The organism is Agromyces sp. G08B096 (genome assembly GCF_040267705.1).
Classification (GTDB): Bacteria; Actinomycetota; Actinomycetes; order Actinomycetales; family Microbacteriaceae; genus Agromyces.
Genome location: NZ_CP158374.1, coordinates 1,297,499 through 1,316,170 on the forward strand (window position 1 = coordinate 1,297,499; position 18,672 = coordinate 1,316,170).

Below are 18,672 nucleotides of genomic sequence, written 5' to 3' on the forward strand. Positions count from 1 at the left end.
GGTATGCGGCAGGCCTCAGGCGGTGGACGTCAGCCGGCGCCCAGCCGGCTGAGCCGGGCCGAGGCCGCTTCGAGCACGTCGAGGCGCTTGCAGAAGGCGAAGCGCACGAGGCTCGCGACGTCGCCGCGCCGCTCGGGGCCGACGAACGCGGAGACGGGCACGCCGACCACGCCCGCGAGCTCGGGCAGGCGTCGGCAGAACGCGTCGGCGTCGTCCACGCCGAGCGGTGCGGCGTCGGCCACGATGAAGTAGCCGGCGCCGGGCAGCGCGATCTCGAACCCCGCGGAGGTGAGCCCCGAGGCGAGCACGTCGCGCTTCCGCCCGAGGGCGCCCGCGAGTCCGGCGAACACGGCGTCTGGCAGGCCGAGCCCGGTGGCGATGGCGGGCTGGAACGGCGCGCCGTTCACGAAGGTCAGGTACTGCTTGACGGCGAGCACGGCCGTCACCAGGTGGGCCGGCGCGGTGAGCCAGCCGATCTTCCACCCCGTCGTCGAGAACGTCTTGCCGCCCGAGGAGATGGAGATCGTGCGCTCGCGTGCACCCGGGAGGGTCGCGACCGGCACGTGGGCGCCCTCGAACACGAGGTGCTCGTAGACCTCGTCGGTGACGATGAGGGCGTCGTGCCGCTCGGCCAGGGCCACGACCAGCTCGAGCGTCGGGACGTCGAGCACCGCGCCCGTGGGATTGTGCGGAGTGTTCACCAGGATGAGCCGGGTCCGGTCGGTGACCGCGGCGCGGAGCTCCGCAGGGTCGGGCGCCCAGTCGGGGAAGCGCAGTGGGACGGTGCGGAGCACGCCGCCCGCACGTGCGACGAGCGCGGCGTAGGCGTCGTATGCGGGCTCGAAGGCGACGACCTCGTCGCCCGGCTCGACGAAGGCGAGGATGGATGCCGCGAGCGCCTCGGTCGCGCCCGCCGTCACGAGCACCTCGGTGTCGGCATCCGTCGCGAGGCCGTACCAGTGCGCCTGGTGACGAGCGATCGCCTCCCGGAGGACGGGCAGGCCGCGGCCCGGCGGATACTGGTTCACCCCGTCGGCGATCGCCTGGCGCGCGGCCTCGAGCACCTCCGAGGGGCCGTCCTCGTCGGGGAAGCCCTGCCCGAGGTTGATCGCGCCGGAGGCCGCCGCGAGCGCGCTCATCTCCGCGAAGATCGTGGGCCGCACGGTGCCGTCGGAGCCGAGCAGGCCGGCCCCGGCCGCGGTGCGCTGCCAGGGGGCGAGCCGGTCGGGGGGAGGGGCATCCGTCACGTTCACACCGTACGTCAGGGTGCGGCGGCTACGCTGATTCCTCGCGTCCGGATGACTCCCGGTGAAGGGATAGCGGACTCATAGACTTCGCCGATGCCCTGCACAGACTGCCCGTCGAGCATGGGGATCGCTTGGAAGGAGCAGACATGACCGACAACCAGCACGACCCGGCGCTGCGCGGCGAGACGCAGGGGGAGCCCGAGGAGCTCCGGCAGGCGGCAGCGGCCGCGCCGGAGGTGCCGGCTCCGGTCGAGGAGCCCGCGACCGACGCGACCGCGACGTCACGGCCCGCCGCCGAGACGGCGCAGCAGCCGGCTCCGGCGCAGCCCCAGCCCGCCGCAGCCGCACCGGCACCGCAGCCGCAGCCGCCGGCGCAGCCGACCGGCACCGTCTACGCCCCCGGCCAGACCCCGCAGCCGTACCACGCGCCGCAGTACAGCCACCAGCCTCCGGCATACGCCGCTCCCGGTGCCACGCAGCCTACCCAGCCGCTGCCCGGCAACGTGCCGCCCGGCAGCGTGCCCCCCGCCTTCGGCGGTCCGGCGGCGCCCGCCGCCTCCGAGCCGAAGCCCCGCCGTGCCGGCTTCGGCATCGCCGCCGCGATCGTCGCCGCCGCCCTCATCAGCGGCGGGGCCGGCGTGGGCGTCGGCGCGGCCGTCGTGAGCAGCCAGGCCTCCTCCGACGCGGGGAACGGCGGCAGCAGCAGCCCCGAGAGCATCGTCGTGAACGACACCGACTCGGTCAACCAGATCACCGCGGTCGCCGCGAAGGCGAGCCCCAGCGTCGTCACCATCTCCGTGCAGGGCGGCCAGGCCGGCGGCACCGGATCCGGCATCATCCTCTCCGAGGACGGCTACGTGCTGACCAACACCCACGTCGTCACGCTCGACGGCACCACCGGGGACCCCGCGATCCAGGTGAAGACCAACGACGGCCGCCTCTACACGGCCGAGCTCATCGGCACCGACCCGCTCTCCGACCTCGCGGTCATCAAGCTGGCGGATGCCTCGGGCCTTGAGCCGCTCGAGTTCGCCGACTCCGACGAGCTGAACGTCGGCGACACCGCCATCGCGATCGGCGCGCCGCTCGGCCTGTCGGGAACCGTGACGAACGGCATCGTCAGCGCCCTGAACCGCAGCATCGACGTGCAGTCGTCGGCGGCGCCCGAGACGCCCGACGACAGCGAGGGCGACGACCAGGAGCAGCAGGAGGGGCAGAGCCCGTTCGACTTCTGGAACTTCGACGTCCCCGGCGAGCAGGACCAGCAGCAGCGTTCGGCGTCCGGCGGGACCATCTCGATCCCGGTCATCCAGACCGACGCGGCGATCAACCCGGGCAACTCGGGAGGCGCGCTGCTCGATGCCGAGGGCAAGCTCATCGGCGTGAATGTGGCCATCCTCTCGGCCGGCGGCTCGTCGACCGAGGCGGGCAACATCGGCGTCGGTTTCGCCGTGCCGGCGAACCTCGCCGAGCGCGTCGCCAAGGAGCTCATCGAGAACGGCTCGGCGACGCACGGGCTGCTGGGTGCGACCGTCACGAGCGCGCAGACCGCCGAGGACGCCTCCACCGTGGGCGCCCTGATCACCGAGGTGTCGCAGGGCGGGGCGGCCGAGTCGGCCGGCCTCCAGGCCGGCGACGTCGTGACCGAGTTCAACGGCATCCCGATCACCGACCAGACCGACCTCACCGCGCAGGTGCGCGCTCAGGAGGGCGGGGCGAAGGCCGAGCTCACCTACGTGCGCGACGGCGAGGCGAAGACCGTCGACGTCACGCTCGGCACGTTCGAGGGCTGAGACCCGTCAGTGACCGCCCGGAGGGCCGGCGCCGCGAGGCGCCGGCCCTCCGCGGCGTCTCAGGGGACGACTGCTAGGCTCGATCGACCGAGCACGAGTGAGGACCATTGCCCCAAGAGTCACCGGAGGCGACCACGTCGCCTGCCGCCGGCGTCTCCTACGTCATGCCGGTGCTGAACGACGCGTCCCACGTCCGCCAGGCGGTCGAGTCGATCCTCGAGCAGGACTACTCCGGCCCGGTCGAGGTGCTCATCGCCCTCGGCCCGTCGATCGACGGCACCGCCGAGCTGGTCGGCGATCTCGCCGGCAGCGACCGCCGGGTTCGGATCCTCGAGAACGAGGTCGGTTCCACGCCCGCCGGCCTCAACATCGGCATCCGGGCCGCACGCTACCCGGTCATCGTGCGCGTCGACTCGCACTCGATGCTCCCGAGCGACTACACCCGGATCGCCGTCGCGACGCTCGAGCGCACGGGCGCCGACAACGTCGGCGGCATCATGGCCGCCCACGGCGAGACCCCGTTCGAGCGGGCGGTCGCGCTCGCCTACGGCACGAAGGTCGGGCTCGGCGGCACGCCGCTGCACGTCGGCGGAGCGGAAGGCCCCGCCGAGACGGTCTACCTCGGCGTGTTCCGCGCTTCGGCACTGCATCGCGTCGGCCTCTTCGACGAGGACATCAAGCGCGGGCAGGACTGGGAGCTGAACCGTCGCATCCGCGAGCAGGGCGGCGTCGTCTGGTTCACGCCCGACCTGTCGGTCACCTACCGCCCGCGCTCCAGCCTCGAGCGGCTCGCGAGGCAGATGTTCTCCACCGGGCTCTGGCGCGGCGAGCTCGCCCGCCGGTTCCCGGCCGCCAACGGCATCCGCTACTTCGTCCCGCCGGCGACGCTCGTCGGCCTCGTCCTCGGTACCCTGCTCGGCATCGCCGGCATCGTCCAGGCCGTCGCGGGCGCCCAGCCATGGCTGCTGCTCGGCTTCGCCGTGCCCCTCGTGTACGCGCTCTTCGTGGTCGGCGCGACCGTCAGGTACGCTCGCGGAGCGGGTGGCGCGACGGCGAGCCGATTCCTGGTGGTGCTGCCGTGCATCCACCTCGCCTGGGGCGCCGGGTTCGTCCTCGGGTTTCTGTCACTGGCGCGCAATATCGCCGCCCACACGGGAAGGTGAGCCGATGACCGCTTCCGCACTCGAGCGGCCGGGGAGCATCGCCGAGCTCAAGGCCGTCACGCAGCCGCCTGAGGTCCGCGGCCGCCGCAACGCCGAGCACTGGACGGCCTCGCTGTACCTCAGGCGCCTGTCGCCCTATCTCACCTGGGTGCTCCTGAAGACGCCGATCTCGGCGAACGGCGTCACCTTCCTCATGATCCTCGTCGGCTGGTCGACCGCGGCGGTGCTGCTGATCCCCGGCATCTGGGGTGCGCTGCTCGCGGTCGTGCTCGGGCAGCTGCAGATGCTCGTCGACTGCTGCGACGGCGAGGTCGCGAGGTGGCGACGCACCTCGTCGCCCGCCGGCGTCTTCCTCGACAAGGTCGGCCACTACACGACCGAGGCGCTCATCCCGCTGGCGCTCGGCATCCGGGCCGCGGCGTATCCGCTGGAGTTCCCCGCGGACTTCCTCTGGACGACGATCGCGGCGCTGCTCGCGCTCGTCATCGTGCTGAACAAGGCGCTGAACGACATGGTGCACGTCGCACGTGCGAACGCGGGGCTCGCGAAGCTCGCCGACACGCACGGTGAGACCGCGCCGCGCAGCGGCCTCGTGGCGAAGCTCCGCAAGGCCGCGCGCTTCGTGCCGTTCCACCGGCTGTACCACTCCGTCGAACTCACGCTCATCGCGCTCGCCGCGGCGCTCGTCGGCCTCGTCGCGGGTCAACCGCTCGTCGACCGGGTCGTGGTGGCCGCGCTGCTCCCGCTCGCGGTGCTCGCGCTCGCGGGCCACTTCGTGGCGATCATGGCGAGCCGCCGTGTCCGCGCCTGAGCCGGCGCACCGCTGCCCCGATCCCGGCGCGGAGGGCGCCGCGCCGCGCATCGGCGTCGTGGTGCTCACGATGGGCCGCCGCCCCGACGACCTCGTCCGGGGCATCCGCAGCGTCCTGGCGCAGCGCGACGTCGTGACGGACGTCGTCGTCGTCGGCAACGGCTGGGATCCGGCGACGAGCGATCCGCCGCTGCCGCCCGCCGTGGCGACGGTGCATCTGCCCGAGAACCTCGGCATCCCCGCCGGACGCAACCGCGGGGTGCCGCACGTGACGGGCGACCTGCTGTTCTTCCTCGATGACGACGCGTTCCTGCCGCACCACGACTTCCTCGCCCGCGGCGCGCACATGCTCGCCGACCGGCCCGAGCTCGGCCTGATCCAGCCTCGGGTCGTCGACCCCGAGGGGCTCGTATCTCCGCGTCGCTGGATCCCGCGCATCCGCAAGGGCGACCCGGCGCACTCCTCGCCCGTGTTCAGCTGCTGGGAGGGCGCCGTGCTGCTGCCCCGCGCGGTCTTCGACCAGGCCGGTGGTTGGGGCGACCCGTACTTCTATGCGCATGAGGGCATCGAACTGGCGTGGCGCGTCTGGGACACGGGCCGCATCGCCTGGTATGCGGGCGACCTCGAGGCGGGGCATCCGGTCATCGACCCGGCCCGTCACGCCGAGTACTACCGGCTGAATGCGCGGAACCGCGTGTGGCTCGCCAAACGCAACCTCCCTGCGGTGCTCGTGCCGTTCTACGTCGGCTCATGGACGGCGGTGCAGGTGCTGCGCTGGGCGCGGCATCCGTCACGGCTGCGCGCCTGGTTCGGCGGCTGGGCGGCGGGCTGGCGCGAGCGGCCCGGCGGTCGGCGGCCCCTGCGCTGGCGCACCGTGTGGCGGATGACCCGTGCGGGGCGTCCGCCCGTGATCTGAGCGCTCCGCCCCCGTAACGATCGCCTGACAGTCGGCTCCCGCCGCACCTCGACGGACATGGCTCCGCGCGGAGGTCGTTACCCTTGGACAGTGGGATTGAGGACTGACGCCAGGCGAGCCGTGAAGCTCGCGAAGAACGTCGTGGCATCGCGGCGGGCGCAGCGCGCACTGCAGGCGAAGCTCGCCGCGCAGCCCCCGCTCGAGCCGCACCGCTACCGCATCGGGGTGTACTTCGCCGACGGCAAGGTGAACCTCTACCAGCTGCGGCAGTGGTATGCGCCGCTCGCCGAACTCGCGAAGACGCACCCCGTGCTCATCCTCAGCCGCGCCTCGGGTGCCGCCCTCACCCTCCTCGACGAGTCGCCGCTGCCCGTCGCGTACGTGCGCCGCGTCGCCGACCTCGAACGCGTCATCCACGAGCAGGACCTGCACCTCGTGCTGTACGTGAACCAGAACGCGAAGAACTTCCAGATGATGCGTTACGGGCGCCGCTGGCACGTGTTCATCAACCACGGCGAGTCCGACAAGATGTACATGACCACCAACCAGTTCAAGGCGTACGACTACGCCCTGATCGCGGGGGATGCGGCGAGGGCCCGCCTCGAGAAGGTGCTCTGGGACTACGACTTCGACAAGCGGGCCATCCCGATCGGGCGTCCGCAGGCCGATCACTACCTCGACGGCACCCCGCTGCCGTATCCGCAGGACGACCGCGAGGTGGTGCTGTACGCGCCCACGTGGGAGGGCGACCGCGGTGCGGCGGCCTACGGGTCGATCGCGAGCCACGGCGTGCATCTCGTGCGGGCCCTGCTCGCGACGGGCCGGCACCGGGTCATCTACCGGCCGCACCCGAGGTCGGGGGTCGTCGATCCGGCGTACGCGGCCGCCAACCGGGAGATCATCGACGCGATCCGCCAGGCGAACGTCGAGGACCCGTCAGCTCATCACATCTACGATCACGGTCCCGCGCTCGGCTGGCAGCTGGCCGCCGCGGATGTCGCGATCGTCGACATCTCCGCGATGGTCTACGACCGGCTCGCGGCGGGCAAGCCGCTGCTCATCACGCGCCCGGTGAACCCCGCCGCCGAGATCGACACCGGGGGCTACCTGCAGGCGTGCGAGTGGCTCGTCGCGGGGCCGGGCGAGGCGATGCTGGCCCGGGTCGACGAGGTCGCCCACGATCGCGAGGCGCTCGAACGGCTCGGCCACTGGGTGCAGCGCTACTTCGGCGACACGACGCCGGGGGCGACGACGGCCCGGTTCCACGCTGCGATCGAGCATCTGCTGGCCGAGTGGGAGCGCTTCGCGGCGCTGCACGCAGGCGACGAGGCCATCGACGATCACGACGTCGAGGCCGAGCGTGCCGAGGACGACCTCGAGGCGACGGCTTAGGAGGCCGCCGGTCCGGATCCTTCGGTCGGTGCCGCGGGATCGGCGGGCCCGGTTCCGTCGGAAGGTGCGGCAGGGGCGGTGGGCTCCGCGCCTTCGCGCTCGACCTCGGCCGAGGCATCCGGCTCATCCGCGCGGCGACCGAGCGCGCCGCGCGCGACGCGACCGGTCGCCTGGCCGGCGGTGCGGATGCCTCGGGCCGACGCCTTCGCGAGCGAGCCGAGCGTGCCGCCCACGGCGTGGCCGACGCGTCGGCCGGCGGCCTGGAGCAGGCCGTCGTCCCCGTGCGGCTCGAGCTCGGCGGGCAACGTGTCGGGCGCGTGCCCGAAGGCGAGCCGCGACTGGGCGAGCACGCGCCGGCCGAGGACGTGGTTGCCGATGCCGCCGACAGCGGCGCCGACCCCGAAGGGGAGCGCCTTGCCGATCCAGCCGGCACCGCCGCGCACGGCGAACTGCTTCAGGAAGACGTGCCGGAGCCGGTCGACGACCGTGCCCATCATCGCCTTGGGCAGCGTGTTGGTGATCAGCTCGCCCCAGTAGGCGTTGCGGGCGATGCCCGTGCCCGACGCCTGCGCCGCGAACTGGCGCACGAGGTCGCTGCCCTCGCGGCCCAGCATGAGGGTCATCACCAGCGCGCGCGCCCGCTCGGGGTTCTCGACGGGGATGCCGTGCACCTCGGCGACCGACTGGGCGAACAGGGCGGTCGCCTCGAGGAACCCGGCGGTCTCGACGCCCGACAGGGCGAGCGTCACGCCGGTGCCGATGCCCGGGATCACCGCGGTCGCGCCGACCGCGGCGCCGCCGGTGGTCACGGCGGCGAGATAGCGCTGCTCGAGGATGCGGACCAGGCGGTCGGGCGGGGCATCCGGGTGGCGACCGCGGATGCCGCGCAGATGGGCGACGACGACGGGGCGCTGGATGGCGAGGACGGCGTCGATGCCGCGCTCCATTCCGTGGGCGCGGCCGTCGTCTGCCGCCGGGGAGCCGGTTGCGCCGGCGCCTGCGGCGGTCGCGCCGGGCTCGTGCGGCGCGTCCGTCCCCATCGAGGTGATCCTGTGCACACGGTCGGGCATGGGCCGATCATAGGCGGCGCCGATCGGCGTCGGCCGTGAGTCGCCGCCCCTTGACATGGGGGACGTTCGGGACATGGGGGACGTTCGGGACATGGGGGACGTTCGGGACATGGGGGACGTTCGGCTACCCCCCGAAGTGAGGGTTTCTCTTGTCTGAGCATTCGCAAGGGGAGTACAACGGTCCGTGGTGCACGCAGCGCACGCGTGGGCCGGGGGACATACCACGGGGGTTCAACATGCGTGCCCATTCGCACCCGAACGGATCGGCCGGCACACGAGCAGGAGCGGCGATCATCGCCGTGACCGCCGCGTGGGCGCTCGGCATCACCGGGGCCGTCGCCCCGGCCGCGGCCGAGGATCTCATCGTCGAGCCCGACGACGTGGTCAGCGCCAGAGCCGGCATCGCGGCACTCGCCGCCGTCGCGCTCGCCGACTACGAGGACACCGGCCCCCTCGCCGAGTCGTTGCCGCTCGCCGACACGTCGCCCGGGGTGGCGCCCGTCCTGCCGGGCGCCGGGCTGCAGCTGGCCGTCACGCTCGAACAGGGCGTCAAGGACGCCCTCGTCGCCGCGCCGCCCGTCGCCGGCCTCGGCGACCTCATGGGCCAGGTCGACGCGCTCGACGCGGACGTGGCGGGCACCGGACTCGACGTGTCGGTCTCGAACCTCGTCGCCGACGGCGACGCGCGCGGCTTCGACCTGACGCTCCGCGTCTCCCGCACGCTCGACGTGCCGCTCGCGGTCACCGATCCGAGCGGCCCCGGCGGGCAGCCGCTCACGCTGAAGACCGCCGAAGCCGACCCGGCGCCCTACGACGTGGCCTTCGAGTTCACCGGCCGCGTGCGCACCGACGCGCTCGGCACCCGGTTCTGGCTCGACACCACCGACGGCGAGCCCGACGTCGCCCTCACCGCGGCGATCGCCGGCGACCAAGCGTTCGCCTTCCCCGGCGGCTCCGCCGCCATCGGCGTCGGCGACGTCGAGATCCTCGGCGGCAGCACCATCGACGTGGATGCATCGTGGACGGGCACCATCGACGACACGAACGCCGACGGGCGCCTCACCATGTTCGAGCCCGCCCTCGAGGGCGGTGAGGTCACCCCGGGGGAGCTGACCGCCCCCGCAGAGCAGCTCACCGCGTTCGCCCTCTCCGGCACCGCCGCCGCCGACCTCCGCTTCGGATCCGAGCTGCTCGGCCTCACCTCCTCGCCGTCGCTCGTGCTCGACGCCGATCTCGCGTCGGTGCCTGAGCCGCTCGCCGAGCTCACGGCGAGCGAGGACGATCTCGCGGCGTTCGAGGCGTTCACGCGGATCGGACCCGTCGACCTCGTCTCCGGCCTCGTGCAGTACGGCACGCTCCTGCGGGCCCTGCAGAAGCACCCGAACGTCGATTCGGCCCTGCCGCTCGCGAGCGGAACCCTCGCCGACCTCTACGACCTCGGCGGCGAGTTCGCGAAGCTCGCCGAGGACCTGCTGGTGATCAGCCCCGACCCGGATCCCGACCCCGCCGACCCGCAGCCGCTCATCGACGTCGGCATCGCCACCGTCGGCGACCTGGCCGACCGGATCGAGAGCGACATCCCGGGCGCTCCGGCGATGATCACGCCGCAGTTCGACCGCGACGACGCGTCGGTGCGGCTCGACTTCACGATCCACACCGATCTCGACGGCACCGCGGACGTGGCACCCGTGCTCGACGACCAACAGCCCGACGACACCCCGCCGCCCGGGCAGACCGCGTTCGGCGACCAGCTGCTCGACAGCACGGGCCTCCGCGGCGTCACCGCGAGCGGCGACCCCGTCGCGGCACCCACCGACGTCGCCGTCGACATCGACCTGCCCATCGTGATCGACCTCGCCGAGGCCGAGGCGGCGGGCGACGACCCCGACACCGCCGTCGTCGAGTTCGAGTCGCCCATGGTCTACGAGCGTTTCGAGACCGAGCTGATCGACGGCGCCGAGCTCCGGCTCACGCAGGAGACCACCGCCGACGTGCGGGGCGAGGGCCAGCTCGGCTTCGTGCCCGCGACGGTGACCGGCACCTGGCGCCTGCTGCAGGACGGCTCCGCGGCGACCACGGTCGCCGACGTCGACCCCGCAGCGGGGAAGACGGCGACGCCGCGCCTCGTGGACCTCATCTCGGGCCTCTACGACCGCGACGGCGAGCCGGCCGCGTACCCGGTCGCCGTCGCCGAACGCCGGGCCGCGATCGACGCCGACTACACCGTCGACGGCCACGGCGAGCTCGTCGACGAGCACCTCACCGACGAGGCCGGCACCTTCACCGTCGACGGCACCGGATTCGACCACACCGCGTACACCGTGGCGATCGGCAACGACGCCATGCGGCTGCTCCAGGCGCTGAACGTCGACACCTCGGAGCCCGACCGGCTGCTCGGCCGCGCCCTCGACGGCCTCGGCGCCGTCGTCGACGCGCTCGACACCGTCGACAGCGTCGTCGGCGCGCCGACCGTGCCGTTCCTGAACCGCGGCATCGACCGGCTCATCCAGGACGCGACCGGCCTCCGGGAGCGCTACAACGACTTCCGCGGCGGGCTTCTGCCCGTCGACCTCGGCGACCTCGAGACCGGCCTGCAGGACGCGCTGCTGCTCGACGTCGGCTTCCGGCTGCGCGACCTCGATCCCGGTTCGGGTGTCGAGCCGGCGCTCGTGGCTGCGGTGAGCGGCGAGCGCACCGAGGCGGACGACATCCCGCTGTCCTTCATCGACGGCTCCATTCCCGCGATCGCCGGCACGGAGGGCGAGGGGGCCCTGCACGCCGAGCTGACCGCCGAGCTCGATCTGGGCGTGGTCATCGGGCTGGAGCCCGGCGACGCGCCCGCGCCGCCGCAGCTGCTCGACTCGAGCCGCATCGCCGTGACCGCGGAGGTCACCGAGACCGAGCCCGGGTCGACGCAGCTCGGCGTGCACCTCGGTCCGTTCGCTGCGCAGCTCGGTGATGCGACGAACCACACCGGCCGCATCGCGCTCGGTGTGCGGTTCGCGCTCGAGCGCTCCGACGCGCCCGCGCCGGGCGACCCGGCCGAGGCGCCGATGGCCGTCGGCGACTTCTTCGGCGGCACGTTCGGGTTCACCGCCACGTCGCCCGCCGAGGGCGGCCAGGTGACCTGCGACGCCCCCGGACAGACGCCCGTGACGGGTACCTTCGCGTGCCTCGCGATGCCCGTGCTGGTCGATGTCGGTTCCGGCCTCGCGCTGCCGAGCGGTGCCGACCCGGCGGCGCCGACGGCCGACGACTACCTCACCGTGTCCTACGACGACCTCGCGTCGGCCCCGACCGTCGATGCGCCGGACGCACTGGCGAACGTGCTCGATGCCGCGTCGTTCAGCTTCGACAGCTTCGAGGACGGTCTGAAGTCGATCAGCAAGATCCTCGGCCTCGCCATCACGGCGAGCCAGGCGGGCGGGGAGCTTCCGGTCGTCGGGAAAGACCTGACGAAGCTCGCCGACGGCCTCACCGAGGTGAAGGCGTTCCTCGACGACCCGCAGCTGCCCGGCGTGGGCGGGGCGACCGTCACCGAGGTCGTCGACGGCGCGAACGGCGTGCGGGCGATGCTCGCGCAGGAGTTCATCTCCGCCGGCGTGCTGCGCGACAGCGACTACCAGGCGGTCGGCGTGTGGGCCGGCGACGCCGACGACGTGCCGAGCGCGACCGACATCCGCGTCGTCGCGATCTGCGACGACGGCGGCACCGAGGCGCTGTGCGACGGCACCGAGTCGCTCCTCGCGCTCGTCGACCTGCGCTTCGAGCTCGAACTCGGCCAGGGCGCGCGCGACCTCGCCGGCAGCGGATGCCCCGTGGGCGATGCCGCGGCCTGCCCGGGTGTCGCGAACATCCCGCTGAGCCTCGGCCTGCCCGGCCTGCCGTTGCAGCTGACGGGCGACGTCACGGCGAGCGCGGGCTGGACCGTCGAGCTCGGCTTCGGGATCTCGCGCGATGACGGGTTCTACCTGCTCGACAACCCGGTGCCGGGCACCGGCGCGGCCGACCCCGTCGGCGGCGACGGCAGCGAGAACGACGGCCTCGACGAGGTGCGCATCAACCTCGGCGCGAACCTCACGCCCGGCGTGCCGGTCACGGGACGCATCGGCTTCATTGGCATGCAGGCCACCGACCTCGACGACGGGGCCACGCCGAGCGGTGCCCGCCTGACCGCGCAGCTCGGGCTCGCGGCGCCGTCGTGCGCGCCGCTCGATGCCGCCACGTACGGTGCGGGCCTCGCGGCACCCGGCGACCATTGCACCGGAGTGCTGCCGATCACCGCGTTCCTCTCGGGCGACATCGGGAGCCTGCTCGCGGCGCCCAGCATCGAGGGCGGCATCGACCTGAAGCTCAAGATCGACACCGGGATCGCGAACGGCGGCAATGTGAACACCACGCTGCCGACCTTCACCGCCGAGTTCACGCTGGGGTGGACGTTCGAGGGCGCAGACCTCGGCGATCCCGCCATCGCCCTCGACAAGATCGGCGTCGCGCCGGGCCAGATGTTCACCCGCCTGTTCGGCGACGTGCTGGAGACCCTCGACCCGATCCTCGCGCCGACCAAGCCGGTGCGCGAGTTCCTCTTCTCGCCGATCCCCGTGATCAGCGACGTCTCCGAGCTCTTCGGCGGCGAACCTGTGACGATGGTGGACCTTGCCGAGCTGTTCGGCGTGGTCGACGTATCGCTCCTGGAAGACATCGACCAGGTGTTCGACTTCCTGGAGCTCGTGCAGGGCCTGGCCGACGGCGAACCGTTCATCCTCGTCGAGCACCTCGCGCTCGACTCCGCGACGGCCAGGGGAGCGCCCCTCACGCAAGATCAGGCGCTGACGGCCATCGATGGCGGCGGCGGAGCCATCTCGCTCGCCAACGACCCCGAGGAGAAGGTCGGCGCCGCGCTCGGCGGGGCATCCGACGACTTCGGCAAGGTGCGCGAGCAACCGGGCGACGGCTCAGGCACCGACTTCTCGTTCCCGATGTTCGACGACCCGACGTGCCTCGTGGGGCTGCTGCTCGGCAAGGACTGCTCGGTCGTCGAGTGGCGGCCCGACCCGCTCGCGGTGCACATGGAGTACACGCAGAGCTTCGGCCCGTTCTTCGGCGTGCTGTACGTCACCATCGGCGGTGCGCTCGACGTGCAGGCCGAGGTCGGCGCGGGCGTCTCGACGCGCGGCGTGCGGATGCTCGCGGAGTCGATCATCGGCGGCGAGGTCGACAGCCCGCTCGACGCCGCGGCGAAGGCGGGCTCGGCGTTCCTGCAGAGCCTGTACCTCACCGACCTCGACGCCGAGGGCAAGGACATCCCCGAGTTCAGCGTCTCCGGCACGATCACCGCGGGCGCGAAGCTCGACATCTTCATCGCCGAGGCGGGGGTGAAGGGCGGCATCACCGCGACCTTCGGCCTGAACCTGAACGACACGCCCGAGGCCGACGGCCGGATGCACATCGACGAGATCGTCGCGAAGTTCAAGACGCCGATCTGCCTCTTCGACATCGAGGGCAAGCTCGTGGCCTTCCTGGAGGTGTACGCCGAGTTCGGGCCGTGCCCGTTCTGCTACTCCGACTCGTGGCGGCTCGCGGAGATCACCCTGTTCGAGTTCTCCTCCTCGTGCGAGGAGCAGACCCCGGTGCTCGCGAGCGAGGAGGACGGCTGGGTCGTGCTGAACGTCGGTCCGCGGGCCGCCAGCCATCGCGGTGCGCTGACCGAGATCGTGAACGAGGCGTACACGGTGCATCAGCTGAGCGCCGCGCCGGACGGCGGCGGCGTGTACGAGTTCAGCATCAGCGCTTTCGGCTACACCGAGACGCGCTCCGGTGTCGGCGTGCGTATCTTCGACGCCGGCGACGGCAACGACTCGTTCCTGTTCAACGGATCGGGGGCCGGCGCCACGCCCGGCGACCTGAACCCCGAGGCCGAGACTCCGCCTGAGGACGGCGTCTGGACGTTCAGCGCGCCCGTCGACGCCCAGACGCTCGGCGTCGGCGACGACCGCATCGTGACCGGGTCCGGCGCGGACGTCGTGAACGGCGGCGACGGGGCGGACACGATCAACGTCGGCGACGGTCAGAACACCGCCTCCGGCGACCACGCCGACGGCACGGGCAGCGGCCCTGACACCGTCACCGGCGGCCGCGACGTCGACACGCTGCGCGGCGGCGGCGACGCCGACACCGTGGACGGCGGACTCGGCGCCGACCGGCTGCTCGGCGACGCCGGCAACGACACCCTCCGCGGCGGCAAGGACCTCCTCGTCGTCCCGCCGGGGACGACCCCGCCCGCCGACGCGGCACAGCAGAACCAGCTCGACGGCGGCGACACCATCGTCGGCGGCGACGGCAACGACAGCATCGCGGGCGGGAGCGGCGTCGACCGGCTCTTCGGCGACGCCGAGGTCGCGACGGGCGACGACGCGGCATTCGCCGCGGCGATCCGCGACGAAACGCCGACCGCGGGGGCCGGTGACGGGAACGACCGCATCGAGGGCGAGGGCGACACCGACTGGCTCTTCGGCGGCGGCAAGGAGGACCTCCTCTACGGCGGCTTCCGCCTCGTCGCGGCAGGCACCGATGCGTCGGCCGACCACATCCAGGGCGGCGACGGCGGCGACCAGGCGTACGGCTCCGGCGGAGCCGACGACCTCTGGGGCGGCCGCGGCGCCGACCAGGTCTGGGGCGAGGACGGCGACGACCAGCTGCACGGCCAGTCCGACGGTGATCCCGACGTGCGCGGCGGGCCGGGTGCCGACCTCGTCTGGGGCGGCGGGGGCGACGACGCGCTCTTCGGCGACGACGGCGACGACGAGCTGATCGGCGACGGCGACGGCGCGGCGGATGCCGGTACCACGGGCGCCGACCGCACGGACGGTGGAGCCGGGGCGGACCTCGTGCTCGGCGACGACGGCACCATCGTCGGCGCGCCCGGCAGCCGGGTCGCGCAGCCGAGCGAGACCGCTGGTGCGGGCGACCCGTCGCTCGCCGGCGGCGCCGGCGCCGACCGGATCTACGGCGAGGGCGGCGGCGACACCGCGTTCGGCGGCGGCGATGACGACCTCGTGCACGGCAACGGCGGCGACGACGTCCTCCAGGGCGAGACCGGCGATGACGAGGTCTGGGGCGACGGCGACGCCGACCAGGCCTACGGCGGGCCGGGGGCCGACGTCGTGCTCGGCAACGGCGCATCCGACGCGGTGCACGGCCAGGAGGGCATCGACCTCGTAGTCGGCGGCGGCATCGCCGTGAACGCGGCGGACGCCGGCGACACCTTCTTCGGCGGACCCGACCACGACCGCGGCTACGGCGACGACATCACCGTCGACGCGGGCGCGAACGGGCGGCTCGACGCGCTCGACGCGGTGACGATCGCGCCGTCGGGCGATGCGACGACGTACGGCCCCGACACCGGCGACGGCGGGACGGGCCGTGACGAGCTCCACGGACAGGATGCCGGCGACCTGCTCTTCGGCGCGGAGGACTACGACCAGGTCTTCGGCGAGCTCGACGGCGACCAGCTCGTCGGCGGAGCCGGCCCCGACGACCTCGTGGGCGACCGCGGCACCGTCGCGCCGCCCGCGCGGCTCGTCGGCCCGCCCTCGGGCGGCTGGCAGCCGGGCACGCCGAACGGCTCGCCGGCGACCGACATCGAGCTCGTGGCGCCGGGCGCCGGCGGCGACGACCTCATCTGGGGCGACTTCCGCGGGGCCGGCGACCCATGGCCGAGCGGGGGCGACGACCGGGCCTTCGGCGGCACCGGCGCCGACACCCTCCGGGGCGGCGCGTACGATGACCGCCTCGAGGGCAACGACGGGCAGGATCGGATCTTCGGGTTCGACGAGGAATCGGATGTCTCCGTCCCCGACGGCACCGACGGCGCCGACGACCTGATCGGCGGCTCGTCGCCCGTCAACCCGCTGGCCGACCCGGACGGCGCGAACGCCGCGCCCGACGAGGGCGAGCTCGAGATGGAGGGCAACGGCGCCGACGACGTGATGACCGGCGACAACGCCGTCCTCACACGCGAGGCCGACGCCGACGACCCCGACACCTGGCGGACGGACCCGGTGACCGGTGGCGTCTTCCGCGAGGTGCAGCTGCTCGACACCGAGAAGACCGGGGCGGCGCTCGACGCCGTCTCCGGCGGCGATCTCATGCACGGCAACGCCTCGAACGACCGGATGTTCGGCGAGGGCGGCGGCGACCGGGTGAAGGGCAACGGCGCGGACGACCTCGTCGAGGGCAACCAGGACGGCGACTGGCTCGAGGGCAACGCCGCGGAGGACGACCTCATCGGCGGTTCGAGCTTCCCGGATCAGCCCGACACGGGCGACGTGCTCTGGGGCGGCGGCGGGGCCGACGTCATCGCGGGCGACAACGCGTGCATCGTGCGCGACGTGCCCGGGGTCGCGTTCGAACCGGCGTCGTGCCCGGCGCTCGACGACCCGGCGCCCGCCGAGTTCCACTACGTGACGAGCCAGCTCGGCGTGCAGACGCAGCGCGGCCTGGTGCTGCACGACCTCGACGGGCCGGTGGCGAGCGAGTCGGGTCGCGACCTGCTGAACGGCGGGTCCGGCGTGGACGCGGAGTTCGGGCAGGACGGCAACGACTTCCTGTTCGGCGACGGCGGCGCGGACTTCCAGCACGGCAACGGCGGCGCCGATGTGGTCGTCGGCGACCGGGCGATCGACCAGTACGGCGGCATCCTGCTCCCGCCCGAGGTCGGCGGCACGCTGCCGGCGTTGATCGCCCCGCCGGCGGGCCTGCCGGGCGCGCCGAGCGCGGGAGCCGACCTCGTCGGCGCCGCAGAGGCCGACGGGCAGGACGACCAGTTCGGCGGATCGAACCTGGCCGGCCACCGCGACTCCGGGGACTGGCTGTTCGGCGACGGTGAGGCCGACTTCCAGCTCGGCGACAACGGCGAACTGAACCGGACCATCGAGGACGGCGCCTACGCCGTCTCCGAGGAGCGCTACCCGGGCAATGAGGCGCCCGACGACGGCTCTGCGGTCATCGAGCGCGAGGTCACCCGGTACGACGTGGGTGCGCCGGCGGCGGCCGGCGTCTGGGGCGACGACCTCGTCTTCGGCGGCGACGGCACGAACCCGCTCATCTCGCAGGGCGGCGACGACGGCGACGACAGCCAGTGGGGTCAGGACGGCGCCGACCGGTTGTTCGGCGAGGACGGTGCCGACGACCAGTACGGCGAGCTCGGCGCGGACACCATGTGGGGCGGCGCCGGCGAGGACGCCATGGTCGGCGACCGCGGCGGCGTGCAGACGCGCTTCGTCGAGGCCGACGGCAGTGACGCGGGCGATCCCGACATCCTGACGCACACGAGCCAGGGCCCTCCCGGCATCAACCTCGGCGGGCCGGACTCCGGCGCACAGGACGCGGTGCTGCACCCGTTCGAGGCGCACCCGCTCTACCGCGGCACCTCGCTGACGCACGACCGCGACGGGTCGCCGCTCGAGGCGGGCGGTCACGAGGCGGGCAGCGCCGACCGGATGCGCGGCGGGCCCGGGCACGACTCGATGCACGGCGGCGAGGGCGCCGACCTCATGAACGGCGACTCCGGCGGCGACTACCTGTACGGAGACGACGGGGCGGACGTGATGTGGGGCGGGCGCGGCAACCCGCAGGTCGGCACACCCGATCTGCCGGGACGCAACGAACCGGGCCAGCTCGGGCAGTGGATCGACGTCGCGTTCGCGGGCTACGGAGCCGACGCCACCGAGGCGGGAGCCGACATCGTCGACTACCAGCCGCGACCCGGCACCGATCCGCAGGCCTGGTTCGACCAGGTCGCCGCGTACGCCGACACCGCACCGGGCAACTCGGGCTCGGAGACGCGCCAGCACCACCACGGCACAGACTGGATCTACGGCGGCTGGGACCGCGACGTGCTGCAGGCGGATGTCTCGGCCAACGGCCCGAACGACGGCGACAAGCTGCTCGACTGGGGTGGCGCGTACAACCTGTACACCGCGTGCAACTCGGCGTACGGCGGCTGGAACGACGTGCGCAAGCTCGACCCGAACAACCTCACGGGGCTGGAGAAGCTGGCCTACGTGACCGGCGCGCGCACCGACTTCGAGGGTGCCCCGACCCTCGCCGACGTGCAGCAGCTCGACGGATCGGCGGCACGCGAGGCGGCGATCGTCTACCAGAAGGATCTGAAGCACAACTCCGGCAAGGCGTTCTCGGGCACGCCGGGGCACTTCCAGCAGATCATCTGCACGGCCGACTGATCAGGCCGGGTGCGCAGCGCGATCGCTCACGGGTCG

General features: G+C 73.2%; 8 protein-coding genes. 6 read left to right on the top strand and 2 right to left on the bottom strand.

The genetic code is table 11. From position 1 onward, the window contains the following. Positions 1-29: 29 nt before the first annotated feature. On the bottom strand, positions 30-1,247 hold the full coding sequence (locus ABIQ69_RS06360; protein WP_350349533.1) for an aminotransferase class I/II-fold pyridoxal phosphate-dependent enzyme: 1,218 nt from the start codon (positions 1,245-1,247) through the stop codon (positions 30-32). A gap of 146 nt (positions 1,248-1,393) precedes the next feature. Between ABIQ69_RS06360 and ABIQ69_RS06365 the strand changes: the two genes are divergently transcribed. The 5 genes from ABIQ69_RS06365 to ABIQ69_RS06385 all read left to right on the top strand — a co-directional run bounded on the left by ABIQ69_RS06365 (position 1,394) and on the right by ABIQ69_RS06385 (position 7,322). Beyond that, complete coding sequence (locus tag ABIQ69_RS06365; RefSeq protein ID WP_350349534.1) at positions 1,394-3,040, top strand: trypsin-like peptidase domain-containing protein; 1,647 nt, start codon at positions 1,394-1,396, stop codon at positions 3,038-3,040. 164 nt (positions 3,041-3,204) lie between these two features. Next, positions 3,205-4,203 carry a glycosyltransferase family 2 protein gene (locus tag ABIQ69_RS06370; protein ID WP_350349972.1) on the top strand — a complete coding sequence of 333 codons (999 nt, stop codon included), beginning with the start codon at positions 3,205-3,207 and terminating at the stop codon, positions 4,201-4,203. A 4-nt stretch (positions 4,204-4,207) separates the two neighbouring features. Beyond that, positions 4,208-5,014 carry a CDP-alcohol phosphatidyltransferase family protein gene (locus ABIQ69_RS06375; protein WP_350349535.1) on the top strand — a complete coding sequence of 269 codons (807 nt, stop codon included), beginning with the start codon at positions 4,208-4,210 and terminating at the stop codon, positions 5,012-5,014. A 70-nt stretch (positions 5,015-5,084) separates the two neighbouring features. Then, positions 5,085-5,930 carry a glycosyltransferase gene (locus tag ABIQ69_RS06380; RefSeq protein WP_350349973.1) on the top strand — a complete coding sequence of 282 codons (846 nt, stop codon included), beginning with the start codon at positions 5,085-5,087 and terminating at the stop codon, positions 5,928-5,930. A 90-nt stretch (positions 5,931-6,020) separates the two neighbouring features. Next, the gene (locus ABIQ69_RS06385) at positions 6,021-7,322 is read left to right on the top strand and encodes a CDP-glycerol glycerophosphotransferase family protein (RefSeq protein ID WP_350349536.1); all 1,302 of its coding nucleotides are present in this window, start codon (positions 6,021-6,023) and stop codon (positions 7,320-7,322) included. Here ABIQ69_RS06385 and ABIQ69_RS06390 read toward each other — a convergent pair. Beyond that, the gene (locus ABIQ69_RS06390; RefSeq protein WP_350349537.1) at positions 7,319-8,392 is read right to left on the bottom strand and encodes a hypothetical protein; all 1,074 of its coding nucleotides are present in this window, start codon (positions 8,390-8,392) and stop codon (positions 7,319-7,321) included. The genes ABIQ69_RS06385 and ABIQ69_RS06390 overlap by 4 nt on opposite strands. A gap of 299 nt (positions 8,393-8,691) precedes the next feature. On the opposite strand from ABIQ69_RS06390, the gene ABIQ69_RS06395 reads away from it, so the two are divergent. Continuing rightward, entirely contained in the window at positions 8,692-18,636 is a 9,945-nt protein-coding gene (locus ABIQ69_RS06395) for a hypothetical protein (protein WP_350349538.1), read from the top strand. The last annotated feature ends 36 nt before the right edge of the window (positions 18,637-18,672 follow it).

Bases quoted from the DNA above. Each gene is read 5' to 3' on its own strand.
- ABIQ69_RS06370 (WP_350349972.1), top strand. From the start codon at position 3,205: ATGCCGGTGCTGAACGACGCGTCCCACGTCCGCCAGGCGGTCGAGTCG.
- ABIQ69_RS06380 (WP_350349973.1), top strand. From the start codon at position 5,085: ATGGGCCGCCGCCCCGACGACCTCGTCCGGGGCATCCGCAGCGTCCTG.
- ABIQ69_RS06375 (WP_350349535.1), top strand. From the start codon at position 4,208: ATGACCGCTTCCGCACTCGAGCGGCCGGGGAGCATCGCCGAGCTCAAG.
- ABIQ69_RS06365 (WP_350349534.1), top strand. From the start codon at position 1,394: ATGACCGACAACCAGCACGACCCGGCGCTGCGCGGCGAGACGCAGGGG.
- ABIQ69_RS06390 (WP_350349537.1), bottom strand. From the start codon at position 8,392: ATGCCCGACCGTGTGCACAGGATCACCTCGATGGGGACGGACGCGCCG.